Here is a 13,162-nt window from a genome sequence, read left to right on the forward strand (position 1 = left end):
GGGCGGCCCGGTGGACTGCCCGCACCGGGGTTGCCGTCCGGGCTGTCCCTGAAGTCGGGGATGCGGTCTTTCACCCACCCGCCCGCTCCGCAAACGCGGTGATCGTATCACCGCGTGATCAGGTGAATTTACGTCAAGAAGTGTTCATCCAGGACCGGTTGATACCGGCACAAGGACCGACTCGGGCGGTGGGTACAGTCGGCCCCGTGAAAGATGCACAAGACACCTTCCCGCCGGGTCCGTGGGCGGCGCGGGGCGGCACGGCGTGACGCCCGAGGCCATGGCCGCCGTGTTCACGGCGGGCGTCGGGGCCGGGGCGATCAACAGCGTCGTCGGCTCCGGAACGCTGATCACCTTTCCCGTCCTGCTGGCGACGGGGCTGTCCCCCGTCACCGCCACGGTCTCCAACGCGCTCGGCCTCATCCCCGGCTCCATCAGCGGGGCGATCGGCTACCGGAAGGAGCTTCGCGGCCAGCGTCGGCGGATCCTGAAACTGGGCGTCGGCGCGCTCATCGGCGGTCTCGCCGGCGCCACGCTGCTGCTGGCGCTGCCGGCCGACGCGTTCGAGACGATCGTGCCGGTCCTGGTGGGTCTGGCCCTGGTGCTGGTGGCACTCCAGCCCCGGATCGGCAGGCTGGTGCAACGCCGCCGCGAACGCACCGGCAACTCCCCCCGCAGTGACGGCGGTCCACTGCTGTTCACCGGCCTGACTCTCGCCAGCGTCTACGGCGGCTACTTCACCGCCGCGCAGGGGATCATCTACCTGTCCCTGATGGGCATGCTCCTCGACGACTCCCTGCAGCGCCTCAACGCCGTCAAGAACGTGCTGGCCGCCATCGTCAACACCGTCGCCGCGCTCTTCTTCCTCTTCGCCGCGGACTTCGACTGGACGGCCGTCGCGCTCATCGCGGTCGGCTCGGCCCTCGGCGGTTATCTCGGAGCCAAAGTGGGCCGCCGCTTCAGCCCGCTGGTCCTGCGGACACTGGTCGTGGCGGTCGGCACCGTCGCCCTCGTGCAGCTGCTGCTCCGCTGACCCGGCAGCGGGCCCGCGGCCTTCCCGGGTCCGCGGGCTGAAAGGCGGCCGGAAGTGGAATGGGGCCCCCGCCGCTCGCCCGCCCACACCCTTACCGCGCCCGCGGTGCGGTGGCGACACGCACTCCACCGCGACCCCGAACTCTTTCGCGATCCGCTGAGGTTCGACCCCGACCGCCGGCTGGACAGCGACCAGCCCCGGCCCACGCACGCGTTCCTGCGCCTTCGGCGCGGGCAAGCACAAGTGCGTCGGCGACCGGCTCGCCCTCACCTAACTCGTCAGCGCCACCGCCACCGCCACCGCCATCGCCACGATCACCCGGCGGGTGCGGCTGGAACTGGCTCCCGGTCGGACGGTGCGGCCCGTCGCCGCGGTCACCGTACGGCCCCGGACGCCGCTGATGACCGTGTGACCGTGCGCGGCAGAAGGGACGCACCGGCCTCGCCCGCCGGCCGACCGACACACCGGGCCGGCCCGCTGGCTCCGCCGGCCGGCCCGGGCCCGCCATAACGGCGCGTTATGAGAAGTCGGGATTGGTGGCCCCGTAACCGCGCCGGACATGCTGAGCGGCGCCCCACACATCAACACGCGCCCCCACGCGTGTCGTCGGAATCGAGGAGCCTTGCGCATATCCAGACTCGTCCCCACCTTGACGGCCGCTCTCGTGGCAGCCCTGCTGTCCGCCCTCGCGCTCGCACCCAGCGCCTCCGCGGCTGAGCCCCGGCCCGGTGACGGCGGCCCCCAGCCGATCATCGGCGGCGGCTACGCGCAGAACGCCCCCTGGGCGGCCCGGCTGTTCTCCAACGGAACCCAGACCTGCTCATCGACCATCATCTCCCCCACCTGGATCCTGACCGCCAAGCACTGCGTGAGCGGCGGAAACCTCTCCTTCCGCATCGGCAGCCTCGACCAGAGCTCCGGCGGCACCGTGGCGAGCGGCGTCCAGACCGTCACCCACGCCTCGTCGGACCTCGCGCTGGTCCGGCTCGACCGCTCCGTGTCCGCCTCCTACGCACAGCTCGGGCAGCCGGGCACGGTGCGGGTCGGCCAGGGCGTGCAGGTCTACGGCTGGGGCGCCACCTCCCGGTGCGGCTCGGAGATCAACTGCCAGTCCCGGTACCTGAAGGTCGCCAACCTGACCGTCACCCGCGGCTGCTACGACGCCTACTACGGTCAGGCGATCTGCGCCCGCCCCGGTGACGGCATCACCGCGGGCGGCGACTCCGGCGGCCCGATGACGGCCGGCGGCGTCCAGGTGGGCGTCGCCTCGACCAGCGACCGGCAGACCACCACCGCCTACACGAACGTGACCGCCTACCGTTCGTGGATCCAGTCGGTGGCGGGCGTCTGACCCTGACCCGTCTCCGGCGTGGAACGGACCGGGCCGTCCGGGAACCGGACGGCCCGGCAGGCGCGTGGTGGATGCATCTACCGTTCCCCGTGAACGATCGGCGTCCCGCGCGAAGGAGCTCCGCCATGGCCGGGCAGACAGCCGAGTCACCGGTGGACGAGTACGAGGCCGCCGTCCTGCGGCTCCAGGACGTGAGCGTCCGCCGCCACACCACGGACCACCTGATCCTCGACGGAGTCGACTGGACGGTCCGGCCAGGAGAGCACTGGGCCCTGCTGGGAGCCAACGGCGCCGGCAAGAGCACCCTGCTGCGCCTGCTCGGCGCGCTCATGCACCCCACGACCGGCGGCGTCGAGGTCCTCGGCAGCCGGCTCGGACGGGTGGACGTCCGCGAGCTCCGGGCGCGCATCGGCCGTGTCAGCTCCGCCCAGCGGGTGCCGCAGGACCTCACCGCCCGCGCGGTCGTGCTCACCGGCCACAGCGGAACCGTGCAGCCCCTGTGGCGGACGTACGACGACGGAGGTCCGGCCTCCGGGCCCACGACCTCCTCACCGAACTCGGCGTCGAGGAACTGGCCGACCGGCCGCACGGCGTCTGCTCGGGCGGGCAGCGGGCGCGCGTCCTCATCGCCAGGGCGCTGATGGCCGACCCGGCCCTGCTGCTCCTGGACGAGCCGTTCGACGCCCTGGACCTGCCGTCCCGCGAGGATCTCGTCGAGACCATGCACCGACTGGCCGAGGGGCGCCGGCGACTGGCCACCGTGACGGTCACCCACCATCTGGCGGAGCTGTTCCCGGCCGTCAGCCACGGCCTGCTGCTGCGCGAGGGCCGGGTCCTGTCCCAGGGGGCCGTGAACGGTGTCCTGACCGACTCCCTCCTGACCGCCTGCTTCGGCCGCGACATCACGGTGTCCGGGCGCGACGGCCGCTGGTCGGCCTACTCGAGCCGCCGAAGCCACGCCCCGTAGTGCTTCGCTCCGCGGCTGTCCAGGCCTGCCGGCCGCCGCGACCTTGTCACGGGTGTGGTGCGGCGTACTGCTCACCACCGAACCGGCCCGTCTCCAGGAACTGGCCGCCCGGGACGAGGACCAGGCGGACGTGCGCCCCCTCTCGCAGGGCCAGCGGTGCGAGGGGCGGCCCCGGACGCTTCGGCTCACCGGACGTCCGGGGCCGCCCCTCGGCTCCCCCGCCGGGGACTGCCCGTCCGCCGGCCGGTGGAAACGGGAGGCGGTGGCGGAAGGCACGAGTGCACACTCACGGGTTAGTCCGGTCAACACGGCGATGCCGTCGAGGTACGAGGTCGTCCCGTGCGCGCTGCCGGCTCGTTCACGGGGCATGCGCACGGGTGGAGGACCTCCGCCTCGCCCGCCCCGACACGAGGAGCAGCCGCACCGTGGGAACCGCCGTTCACGTCCCGCAGACCCGGGACATGCTCGGAGACGAACTCTCCGGCGACGAAGCCCTGACCGCCCTGCGCCGGTACGGCGGCCTGCGGCTGCTGACCGACTCCTTCGCCCGGTTCCGTTACGCGGACGGTTTCACCAACGCGCGGGCCCTCGCCTTCCAGGTGGTGCTCGGCCTGGTCCCGTTCACCATCGTGCTCGTCGGCCTCGCCACGTCGGTGCACACCGAGGGCGTGGGACGGGTCGTCGAGCTCACTCTCGGCCGGATCGTGCCGGGCGCCAGTGCCGATGTCGTGGAGAAGGCGTTCGAGGGCACCCGGCGCAGTGCCGACAGTGACGCGTGGAGCACGCTCGCACTGTGGCTGGGTCTGGCGTTCGCCGCACTGAACCTCGCTTCGGCCATGGGCCAGATCGAGCGCGGCGCCAACCGCATCTACGGCATCGAGCGCGACCGCCCCGTCCACCGCAAGTACGCCAGGGCGCTGGTGCTCGCGCTCACCGCGGGCCTGCCCATGGTGCTGGGGTTCCTCGTACTCGTCGCCGGTGAGGCCGTCGGGGACGCCGTGGCCCGCTCCGTCGGCGGCCGGGACGGCGGCACCGGGTGGTGGAGCGTGCTGGAGTTGCCTGCGGGACTGCTGCTGGCCTGGGTCGCCTCGGCGGTGGTCCTGCGCTGGTCGCCCCGCCGCGACCAGCCCGGCTACACCTGGCTGGCCTTCGGCTCGGCGGTCCATCTCGTGCTGTGGGTCTCGGCGACCTGGCTGCTCGCGCTGTACGTCGGGCACAGTGGCGCCTTCGGTTCCGTCTACGGTCCGCTGACGGCCTTCATCGCGCTGCTGCTGTGGGCGAACCTCACCGCCGTGGCGCTCTTCCTCGGCATCGCGTTCGCCGCGCAACTGGAGGCGGCCCGGGCCGGCATCCGCACGCCGGTGCGGCCGGATCCCGGGCCGGGCGACTGACGGTCCCGTCGGTGACGAGCGGGTCGCCCGGAGAAGCCGGCCCCGAACTACGCTGCGTCGCGGGGCGGAGTGAGCGCCCAGCGGATCCCCGCGGTCACGGCCGCGCCGAGCGGGCGTACGCACACACCCTCGGCCGGGGGGACGCGGGGCAGCCACAGGGCGCGCGAGGCCCAGCCCGGCAGGAGCGAGACCGCGTCGGCGGCGATGACCGCGTACGGGAGGCGCGCGAGCAGCGGCACGGGCGGATTGAGCAGCAGGAACCGCGCGGTGCTCCGCGCCTCGCCGGTCGCGCGCAGTTCGCCGCGGTAGGCGGCCAGTCGCTCCGTGAGTCCGGCGCGGTCCACGGGCGGGTCGGGGACGCCGAGGGCGGTGGCGATCCGCGCCGCGTCGGCCACGTACGCGTCGCACTCGTCGTCGTCGAGGGGCCGGGCTCCGTAGCGCTGGTGGGCGCGCAGGAAGCTGTCGACCTCGGCGACGTGCACCCAGCACAGCAGGTGCGGATCCGCGGCGGCGTAGTCCTGCCCCTCGGAGGTGGTGCCTCGGACGCTGTCGTGGACGGCCCGAACCCGCTCGCACGCCTCCTGTGCGCTGTCGGCCGGTCCATAGGTGGTGACGGCCAGGAAGGTGCTGGTCCGCTGCAGCCGGCCCCAGGGGTCACCGCGGAACCCGGAGTGCGCGGCGACGGCCGCCATGGCCAGGGGGTGGAGGGACTGGAGCAGCAGGGCGGTCAGGCCCCCGATGAACATCGAGGCGTCCCCGTGCACCCGCCTGATCGGCCGCTCGGGACCGAACCAGCGTGGACCCGGTGTGTCGTGGATGCGGGCACGGTTTCCGGGCCCCTCCGGCCCCGCCACCCTGGAGAAGATCATGTCGCCGAGCCGTGCGCGCGGGGCGGGACGGCTGTTCCCGGGGAGAAGTCCCATGGCTGCCGAGCCCTCCTTCACCCTGGTGCGGACGGGCGGCTCACATGACTACTTCTGCCCGGGTCCGCCGGGCGGGAACGTCAGGAGCAGCCCCAGGCCGACATTCCCTGAAGGCGGGCGAGGCGTTTGGCCACCGCGATCTGCTCCCCGCGGGTGGCGAGATCGGCGCGCGGAGCGTACTTGAGGCCGCCGGCCGCGACCCAGCTCGACCGCGCGAACTGCAGGCCGCCGTAGTAGCCGTTGCCGGTGTTGGCCTTCCAGTTGCCGCCGGACTCGCAGGCGGCGATGGCGTCCCAGTCGGTACGCAGGGGGACCGACGGCGAGGCCGCCGCTGCGGTGGTCGTACCCAGTGCGGTCGCGGCGAACAGGACCACCACCGCGGTCCGGATCCCCTGACCCCGCGAACTGCGCACTTCGCTCTTATGAGCATTTCGTCTACAGATCATACAGAGACTGTTACACCACGTGACGGCCAGGTCGCGCGTCGACCGCCGCCTCCCTACGCCGGTCGGAGCACACGATCCACCGTCCTCACCACCCCTCGCCCCCTACCCGCCCGGCGTCGCCGACCGCATGGGGCGCGGGCTGTCCACCGCCTCGGGGGCGAGGTGGTCCGGGACCGCCTCCGGGTCGACGAGGCGGCTGGGGCGGCTGGGGACGTCGAAGCCGGTCAGCAGGATCACGACGAGCGTCAGCCCGCGAGCGACCGCCCCAGGGCATGGCCGACGCCGACTTGGCCCCGGGCACCGGAGTGACGGCGCCGCCCAGCGCTCCGGCGCGGGTGAAGCCCAGGGGGGCCGCCCGGGTCTCGGTCGGGAAGTGCCCGGCGATGAACTTGGGCAGGGCCCCCGAGATGCCCTGCGTACACCGAGCGCGCGCACCCCTCGTTCGTGTGAAGAAGCGCGACGACGTCCGCCAGTCGAGTGAGAGCCGGGCGGGAGCGTCCCGGCGCGCCCTTACGGTTTCGCGGTGACCTCGATCTCAGCTGACACGCGCCCCCTGCGAACCGCCGACCTCGGCACGCTCGTCATCATGTCCTGGAGCCGTGAGACCCCCGACGGCGACGTCCCTTTTCTCCTCGCCTGCTCGCTCGGTGACGGCGAGGGCGGTCCGGAGGCGTCCCGGGCGGCCGTCGAACGGCTGCTGCAGCACTCCGGACTCCCCGTGGGCGGCGGTGTCCTCGACGCGACACGCCTGTCGAATCTGCCGGTCAGCCTGCTGGTCGTACCGGGCGCGGCGGCGCTCACCATGCCGGGTGTCAACGCCCAGTTCGCCCCCACGCCCGAGTGGCGGGCGGCCGTCGACAAGCGCGGGTACGCCTGCCTGATCTTCGCCACGCGCCCCTGGTCCGAGGGAGAGCCCGGCGACGGCGAGGCGGTCGCCGCCTTCGCGAACGACGAGGACACGCTCACGTCGGCCGCGCAGGTCATCCTGCCCGCGCGCAGCCTCCGGAGCTGACGGGCCGGGACCGGCGGGTGCCCGCGTCGGCGGATCGCCTCACGTCCACAACTCGCTGCTGTCGCACAGCCGGGCGCCCATGTTCCGCTGCATCATGCGCAGCGCGGCGTCCGCGAGGTCGGCGTGGATGTGGGCGACCGCGTCGCGCGGAATGATGACCTGCAAGTGGCGGATGTGGGCGTCGAGCGCCGAGTAGAGCACGCACTGTTCGGTCACCTGCCCGCACAGCACCAGCCGGTCGATCCCCTGTTGGTGGAGCAGATACGTCAACGGGGTCCCGTAGAAGATCGAGTGGCGCGCCTTGACCACGAAGAGTGAGTCGTCGTCGGGACGCAGCGGTTCGACGAGGCGGGCGTGCGGGCCCGAGAGGGCCTTGTCGAGGATCTCACCGTGGTGCGAACGCCACTCCCCGAAGTTGTCGTTGACGTAGATCACGGGAACGCCCTGCCGCCGCGCCCGCTGCAGCAGGCCGGTCTGTGCCGGCAGCACGGACTCCACGGCGGGAATCAGCGAGTCGGCGTCCTCGTGATCGTAGGTGTTGATCATGTCGATGACGATCAGCGCGATTTTGCCCATGATGTCAAGGTTGCCACTGGACGGCGAAAGATCCGCCCTTCCCGGGACGAAGGCGGGGCGGGGAGGACACGGCAGGTCACCGGGGGTACCGGTCCGCGGGTTCCGCCGCTTCCTCCACTAGGTCACTCGGCGCCCACGGCGGCGGCCCCAGCCCTTCGCTCCAGTCACGCAGTCGGCTCTCGTTCACGCAGAGTATTCCGCACTGCTCGGCGTACTCGACGGCCGGAGCGGTGAAGTCGCTGCTGGTGACGACGACCGCGACGTCGGCCTCGTGGACGGTGAAGCAGGTGCCGCCGAAGCGCTGGAGGTCCTGGGAGCCGACCTTGTTCTCGTCGTCGTAGCGCTTGCACTGGATGACGACGCGGCGGCCGTCGGGAGCCACCGCCACGACATCCGCGCCGAGGTCGCCCGCTCCGCCCACGACCTCCACCTCGGCGCAGCCGTCCCGTACGCAGAGATCGGCTATCGCCTGCTCGAACTCGTCGGGAGTGAGCTGCCCGTGGTCGACGACCGCCTCCGTCGCGGGCTCCTCGATGCCGTCCGCCTTCTCCGCCGGCGCGGCCGTCGGCGTCTCCAGTGCGTCCAGGGCCGTGGCCGTGGCCTCCTGCAGAGCGCCCGTGGTCCGGCGCGCCAGCCTTCTCGGGGAGAACCCGGCTCTCCTGCGCGCACAGACGATGCCTGCCACCACTCCCCCGAGCACCAGGACGACGGCCCAGGCGGGACGCCGCTGCGCGACGTCGAGCGCCATCCGCACGACCCATCCCAGGATGCTCAGGCCGACGGCGGCGAGCCCGAAGAGCATGGCCGTCGCGCGGAGGTCGAAGCGGCGCGCCGGGCGTCCCGGACGTATGCGGCGTTCAGGCACGGTCACGGTGGTCGTCCTCCCTGGGCCCGATATGAAGATCACTTACGCCGTCTGCCCAGGAACCACCGGTTCACCGTCCGCTCATGACACGCCGTCGGATGGCTCATCCGTCCCGTGTGAGAATCATTCGGGCATAACGTGCGGAATATGAAGAAAAGCCATGTCGTGTACCTGGTGTGCACCGCAGCCATGATCGGAACGGGGCTCGGTGCGGCTCCGGCGTCCGCCGGCCACATGACCCACGTGGTCCACCCCGGCGAATCGATCCAGAAGGCAGTGGACGCTGCCGACCCCGGCGACACCGTGCTCGTCGCCCCAGGCACCTACCGCGAAAGCGTCAAGGTGAGCACGCCCGGGCTCACCCTGCGCGGCATGGGCCGTGGCACGGTCATCATGCCGAGCGCCGAGAAGGCGGCCGCCGACGACACCTGTGCCGAGGACGGCAACGGCATCTGCGTGGTCGGGACGGAGGACGAGAACGTCAAGGGCGTCACCGTCGCCAACCTGACGGTGACCGGCTTCAAGCACACCGGCCTGTTCTCGATGGCCACCGACGGCCTCACCGTGCGGAACGTGACGGCGGCGGAGAACGGCGTCTGGGGCATCGCCCAGGAGCGGTCGGTCCACGGCACCTTCAAGGACAACACCGCCAGCGACAACGGTGACGCCGGCATCTTCCTCGCCAACACCATCAAGGCCGAGGAAGGCGCCGCGGACACCCAGGGCACGGTCGTCGAGCACAACCGGGTCGAGGGCAACCGGATCGGCGTCACCGTCCGGCGCCTGCGCAACCTCGCCGTCGCGGACAACTACATCGGCGGCAACTGCGCCGGCGTGTTCGTCGTCGGCGACGAGAACAAGCCCAAGGCCGGCGACCTGGTCGTGCGCGACAACTACGTCGTGCGCAACAACAAGTCCTGCCCGAAGACCGACCGGCTGGAGGCGCTCCAGGGTTCGGGCATCGTGCTGACCGGCGCCGAGAAGGTCCTCGTCGCCGACAACACCGTCGAGGGCAACGCCGGCAAGTCGTCGATGTCGGGCGGCATCGTCCTGGCCAAGAGCGTGGTGGGCGCCGGCAACTCGGACAACGAGGTCAACGGCAACAGGCTGCGCGACAACTCGCCCGCCGACCTCGTCCACCCCGAGACCGGGGACACCGCCAAGACCAACACCTTCGAAGGCAACACCTGCGGGGCCTCCAAGCCCGCGGGACTGTGCTGACCGGCCGGCCGTAGCCACCCGTGGACCGAAGCAGGAAGGAAAGCGGCACATGACGACCGCACAGACCGCCCCACCCCCGCCCATGCGGCTGAGGGAGCTCGTGTTCGGGGCGGCATGTGCCGCCGCCCTCCGCGCGGCCGCCCGGCTCGGTGTCGCCGACGCCCTCGGCGACACCCCCATGGCCGTGGAGGACCTCGCGGCCTCGGTGAAGACCGAACCCAGGCCGCTGCGCCGGCTGCTGCGCGCCCTGACCTGCTACGGCGTCTTCGCCGAGCGGAAGGACGGGACCTTCACGCACACCGACATGTCCCTGCTGCTGCGGGAGGACGACCCGCACAGCCTGCGCTACATCACCCTGTGGTGCACCGAGCCGTGGACCTGGGACGCGTGGCCCCAGCTCGACGAGGCGGTGCGCACCGGCCACAACGTCGTCGAGGGCCTGTACGGCAAGGAGTTCTTCACCTACCTCAACGAGGACGCTCCCGAGTCGGCCGAGGTCTTCAACCGCGCCATGACCACCTCCAGCCGGCAGTCGGCCCAGGACGTCGCGGCGCTCCTCGACCTGTCGGGGAGCACGTCGGTCGCGGACATCGGCGGCGGCCAGGGGCACGTGGTGGCGAGCCTGCTGGAGAAGTACCCGTCCATGCACGGCACCCTGCTCGACCTGCCACGGGTGGTGGAGAACGCCGACCCGCGGCTGCGCGAGGGCGGATCACTCGCGGACCGGGTGCGGATCGTGCCGGGCGACTGCCGGGTGGCCGTCCCCGTCCGGGCCGATGTGTACATCATCAAGAACATCCTGGAGTGGGACGACGACAGCACCGCCCGTGCCCTGCGCAACGTCATGGTGGCGGGCGGGCCCGGGGCACGCGTCGTGGTCATCGAGAACCTCGTCGACGACACGCCCTCGATGCGGTTCAGCACCGCCATGGACCTGCTGCTGCTCCTCAACGTCGGCGGCGCGAAGCACACCACCGACAGCATGGTCGGCCGGCTGACCGACGCGGGCCTCGTCATCGACGACATCCGCCCGGTCAACCCCTACCTGCACGCGTTCGACTGCACGGTGCCCGAGTGAGCTGACCGGGAGACGCGGCACGTCGGCCGCCGGACCGCGCGCAGCGGTCCGGCGGCCGACGTGTGCGCGCCGTGAGCGGGGCGGATCAGGCGTCGGGCGAGCGGCGGTCGGTGACGAGTTCCATGCGGGCGCCCTCCAGAGCGCGGGCGAGGTCACCGCCCGTCGGTGCGGAGGCACCGCCACCGGCGGGGTCGTCCAGGAGCGTCGTCAGCTCGGCCACCTGGCCCGGGTCCGTGAGGCCGAGGGAAAGCGCCGGATCGCCGGTGTCGAGACCGCCTCTCACGTCGACCAGCCGGACCACTACGTCGTCGCGCTGGAAGATCGTGCTGCACAGGACCGGGCTGCGCGGATCGTCCGCCGCCGCCTCGTCGCGGTCGGCGAGCAACTGGGCCAGCCGCATGCCGCGGCCCGGCCGGGCCGGGTACGACAACGCGTGCCTCCGCGCCGCCGGATCCTCCTCCCCCGCGGTCACATGGTGGACGGCGGGCAGCGCCGCCCGCGTGTAGAACACCCGGGCGGACTCCGGGTCGCCGAGGTCCCGGTCCTGCTCCAGATACGGGTTGATGGCCTCCTCGACGGCGCGCACCGCGGGCTGCTCGGCCACGTGCCGCAGGGCCGCGAGCAGGTCGCCGCGCGCCTCGATGGCCCGCACCACACGGTTGCCGTGCAGAAACAGGGAGGTACGGCACACTCGTGTGGTGTCGTCGACCCGCGGCTCGGGCGAGGCGTAGTCGGCGAGGATCTTCCCGACCGCTTCCTCGCTGCCCGGCTTCACCGTGAAGGTGAGCGCGTGCCGGATCACTCCGTCACCGATCCGGGGCGACGTCTGGAGCCCGCCCCGGGCGGTCCCGTCACCCGCCGCCGGGTGGTTCGTCTCGCGGACGACGTGGAAGCGCAGCGACCTGGTGTCCCGGACGCAGCTGTGCAGCGGCTTCACCATCCGCACGTGCTCTTCGCTGCTCACCCAGTTCAAAAAGGGCGGGGCGCTCTCCCACTCGCTGGTGATGAGCCACTGGGAGGGGTTCTCGATGGACTGGCACAGCTGCTCGCCGAGGTGCCCGGGAACGGACTCGACGTGGCTGCGCAGCTGCTCGTACGTCTCGAGGAACTGCTGCTGGGCCCCGTCGTAGACGTCCACCAGCAGGACGACACGGAGTCTGGAGCCGTCGAACACCGACTGGGAGACATGGTGCGACACCTGTCGCGTCAACGGTTCGGAAACAGGGATGGATGTGGTGGTCATCCTGCGCACATCTCCTTCGCGGGGGCGGAACTGAACATCGGCCGCGGTGATACGACGCCGGCGTGCCTCGATCCTGTGCCCGGCCCCGCGGGCGCGCGACTCGTATGCACTGCGCGGGTGACCGGGCGGCACGGGGTCGGCGCGTTCGGGACTCAGGTGAGGTGCGCGAAGACCACCAGGTTGTCCGTGTAGTCCTTGGCCTTGCGGTCGTAGTCGCCGGCGCAGGTGATGAGCCGTACCTCGGCCCGGTCCCCGTCGCCGTACACGCGCTTGCTGGGGAAGTCGTCCTTGTCGAAGGTCTCCAGGCCGTCGACCACGAAGGACGCCTTGCGTCCGTCGGCTCTCTCGACGTGGAAGGCGTCGCCCTTCTCCAGTTGGCCGAGGCGGGCGAAGACGGCCGCCGACGTCTTGGTGTCCACGTGCCCGGCGATGATCGAGGTGCCCTCCTCCCCCGGGGAGGCACCCTTGGCATACCAGCCGACGAGGTTGGTGTCGTCGGGCGGCGGGGCCTGGAGCTGGCCGTTCGCGCCGATGGCGAGGTCGGTGAAGGGGGCGTCGACGGAGATCTCCGGGATGCGCAGGCGTACCGGCTTCGACCGTGGCAGGTCCGTCTCCGGCTCGCCGACGGCGGACGGGGCCGACGTGCCGGGCTGGGCGGCGAGCGGTGGGCGGGAGGAGTCCGCCGAGGTGTCGTTGCCGCCGATCAGGCTCACCGCCAGGACCAGGAGGGCCACGGCGCACAGCACCGTCATGCCCGAGCGGGACCCGGTCGGCGCCGGCTCGTCGTCGGCGGGGGAAGGGGGGACTGCCATCGAGGACCACCTCACTGGGTCACGGGTGGACGGGGTGGGGGAAGCGCGCCGGGCCGCCACGCGGTGCCTGGGCGGCGGCCCGACTGCTATCTCGCCCGGCACGGCTCAGGCCGTTCCGTGAGCCGACTTCCTGCGTCGGACGGCGTACAGACCGGTCCCGGCGACGGCCAGGACGGCCAGTCCGCCCGCGGTCGTGGTCGGCGCGTCCAGTCCGCCGCCTCCGGTGTGCATCCCGCCGCGCGGC

14 protein-coding genes and 1 pseudogene are annotated in these 13,162 nt (G+C 72.0%); 7 read left to right on the top strand and 8 right to left on the bottom strand.

The genetic code is table 11. The features are described from left to right. Nucleotides 1-280 precede the first annotated feature (280 nt). From ACIQ1J_RS23085 to ACIQ1J_RS23100, 4 genes and pseudogenes are all read left to right on the top strand, one after another. A complete protein-coding gene (locus ACIQ1J_RS23085) occupies nucleotides 281-1,033 on the top strand; it encodes a sulfite exporter TauE/SafE family protein (RefSeq protein ID WP_210961264.1) in 753 nt (250 codons plus the stop codon). Nucleotides 1,034-1,655: 622 nt separating this feature from the next. Then, entirely contained in the window at nucleotides 1,656-2,384 is a 729-nt protein-coding gene (locus tag ACIQ1J_RS23090; RefSeq protein WP_210961263.1) for a trypsin-like serine protease, read from the top strand. A 125-nt stretch (nucleotides 2,385-2,509) separates the two neighbouring features. Then, nucleotides 2,510-3,351, top strand: a pseudogene (locus ACIQ1J_RS23095) (ABC transporter ATP-binding protein). A gap of 425 nt (nucleotides 3,352-3,776) precedes the next feature. Beyond that, on the top strand, nucleotides 3,777-4,742 hold the full coding sequence (locus ACIQ1J_RS23100; RefSeq protein ID WP_403559427.1) for a YihY/virulence factor BrkB family protein: 966 nt from the start codon (nucleotides 3,777-3,779) through the stop codon (nucleotides 4,740-4,742). A gap of 47 nt (nucleotides 4,743-4,789) precedes the next feature. Here the strand turns inward: ACIQ1J_RS23100 and ACIQ1J_RS23105 are convergent, their stop codons facing one another. The 3 genes from ACIQ1J_RS23105 to ACIQ1J_RS23115 form a co-directional block, all read right to left on the bottom strand. Next, complete coding sequence (locus ACIQ1J_RS23105) at nucleotides 4,790-5,665, bottom strand: oxygenase MpaB family protein (protein WP_403559430.1); 876 nt, start codon at nucleotides 5,663-5,665, stop codon at nucleotides 4,790-4,792. 80 nt (nucleotides 5,666-5,745) lie between these two features. Next, a complete protein-coding gene (locus tag ACIQ1J_RS23110; protein ID WP_403559433.1) occupies nucleotides 5,746-6,111 on the bottom strand; it encodes a transglycosylase family protein in 366 nt (121 codons plus the stop codon). Nucleotides 6,112-6,213: 102 nt separating this feature from the next. After that, nucleotides 6,214-6,348 carry a hypothetical protein gene (locus tag ACIQ1J_RS23115; RefSeq protein ID WP_403559435.1) on the bottom strand — a complete coding sequence of 45 codons (135 nt, stop codon included), beginning with the start codon at nucleotides 6,346-6,348 and terminating at the stop codon, nucleotides 6,214-6,216. Nucleotides 6,349-6,634: 286 nt separating this feature from the next. Between ACIQ1J_RS23115 and ACIQ1J_RS23120 the strand changes: the two genes are divergently transcribed. Next, the gene (locus ACIQ1J_RS23120; protein ID WP_403559438.1) at nucleotides 6,635-7,123 is read left to right on the top strand and encodes a DUF5949 family protein; all 489 of its coding nucleotides are present in this window, start codon (nucleotides 6,635-6,637) and stop codon (nucleotides 7,121-7,123) included. A gap of 39 nt (nucleotides 7,124-7,162) precedes the next feature. Here the strand turns inward: ACIQ1J_RS23120 and ACIQ1J_RS23125 are convergent, their stop codons facing one another. Both ACIQ1J_RS23125 and ACIQ1J_RS23130 read right to left on the bottom strand, forming a co-directional pair. Then, on the bottom strand, nucleotides 7,163-7,699 hold the full coding sequence (locus ACIQ1J_RS23125; RefSeq protein ID WP_403559441.1) for an isochorismatase family cysteine hydrolase: 537 nt from the start codon (nucleotides 7,697-7,699) through the stop codon (nucleotides 7,163-7,165). A 76-nt stretch (nucleotides 7,700-7,775) separates the two neighbouring features. Beyond that, nucleotides 7,776-8,570, bottom strand: coding sequence for a restriction endonuclease (locus tag ACIQ1J_RS23130; protein ID WP_403559443.1), 795 nt, complete (start codon nucleotides 8,568-8,570; stop codon nucleotides 7,776-7,778). A gap of 141 nt (nucleotides 8,571-8,711) precedes the next feature. On the opposite strand from ACIQ1J_RS23130, the gene ACIQ1J_RS23135 reads away from it, so the two are divergent. Together ACIQ1J_RS23135 and ACIQ1J_RS23140 are read left to right on the top strand one after the other, a co-directional pair. Continuing rightward, nucleotides 8,712-9,785, top strand: a complete 1,074-nt coding sequence (locus ACIQ1J_RS23135; protein ID WP_403559446.1) for a nitrous oxide reductase family maturation protein NosD — start codon at nucleotides 8,712-8,714, stop codon at nucleotides 9,783-9,785. Between the two features lie 49 nt (nucleotides 9,786-9,834). Next, complete coding sequence (locus ACIQ1J_RS23140) at nucleotides 9,835-10,863, top strand: methyltransferase (protein WP_403559449.1); 1,029 nt, start codon at nucleotides 9,835-9,837, stop codon at nucleotides 10,861-10,863. Between the two features lie 85 nt (nucleotides 10,864-10,948). Here ACIQ1J_RS23140 and ACIQ1J_RS23145 read toward each other — a convergent pair whose 3' ends face one another. The 3 genes from ACIQ1J_RS23145 to ACIQ1J_RS23155 form a co-directional block, all read right to left on the bottom strand. Further along, entirely contained in the window at nucleotides 10,949-12,106 is a 1,158-nt protein-coding gene (locus ACIQ1J_RS23145; protein WP_403559451.1) for a SchA/CurD-like domain-containing protein, read from the bottom strand. Between the two features lie 152 nt (nucleotides 12,107-12,258). After that, the gene (locus ACIQ1J_RS23150; RefSeq protein ID WP_403559454.1) at nucleotides 12,259-12,918 is read right to left on the bottom strand and encodes a class F sortase; all 660 of its coding nucleotides are present in this window, start codon (nucleotides 12,916-12,918) and stop codon (nucleotides 12,259-12,261) included. A gap of 105 nt (nucleotides 12,919-13,023) precedes the next feature. Continuing rightward, on the bottom strand, nucleotides 13,024-13,162 hold a 139-nt coding region (locus ACIQ1J_RS23155; RefSeq protein WP_403559706.1), incomplete at its 5' end, for an LPXTG cell wall anchor domain-containing protein.

The organism is Streptomyces sp. NPDC097107, from assembly GCF_044762405.1.
GTDB classification, from domain to species: Bacteria; Actinomycetota; Actinomycetes; order Streptomycetales; family Streptomycetaceae; genus Streptomyces; species Streptomyces thinghirensis.

Excerpts from the sequence above, each read along its gene's own strand:
- ACIQ1J_RS23085 (WP_210961264.1), top strand. The coding sequence starts at position 281 with ATGGCCGCCGTGTTCACGGCGGGCGTCGGGGCCGGGGCGATCAACAGC.
- ACIQ1J_RS23105 (WP_403559430.1), bottom strand. The coding sequence starts at position 5,665 with ATGGGACTTCTCCCCGGGAACAGCCGTCCCGCCCCGCGCGCACGGCTC.
- ACIQ1J_RS23110 (WP_403559433.1), bottom strand. The coding sequence starts at position 6,111 with ATGATCTGTAGACGAAATGCTCATAAGAGCGAAGTGCGCAGTTCGCGG.
- ACIQ1J_RS23125 (WP_403559441.1), bottom strand. The coding sequence starts at position 7,699 with ATGGGCAAAATCGCGCTGATCGTCATCGACATGATCAACACCTACGAT.
- ACIQ1J_RS23135 (WP_403559446.1), top strand. The coding sequence starts at position 8,712 with ATGAAGAAAAGCCATGTCGTGTACCTGGTGTGCACCGCAGCCATGATC.
- ACIQ1J_RS23140 (WP_403559449.1), top strand. The coding sequence starts at position 9,835 with ATGACGACCGCACAGACCGCCCCACCCCCGCCCATGCGGCTGAGGGAG.
- ACIQ1J_RS23145 (WP_403559451.1), bottom strand. The coding sequence starts at position 12,106 with ATGACCACCACATCCATCCCTGTTTCCGAACCGTTGACGCGACAGGTG.
- ACIQ1J_RS23150 (WP_403559454.1), bottom strand. The coding sequence starts at position 12,918 with ATGGCAGTCCCCCCTTCCCCCGCCGACGACGAGCCGGCGCCGACCGGG.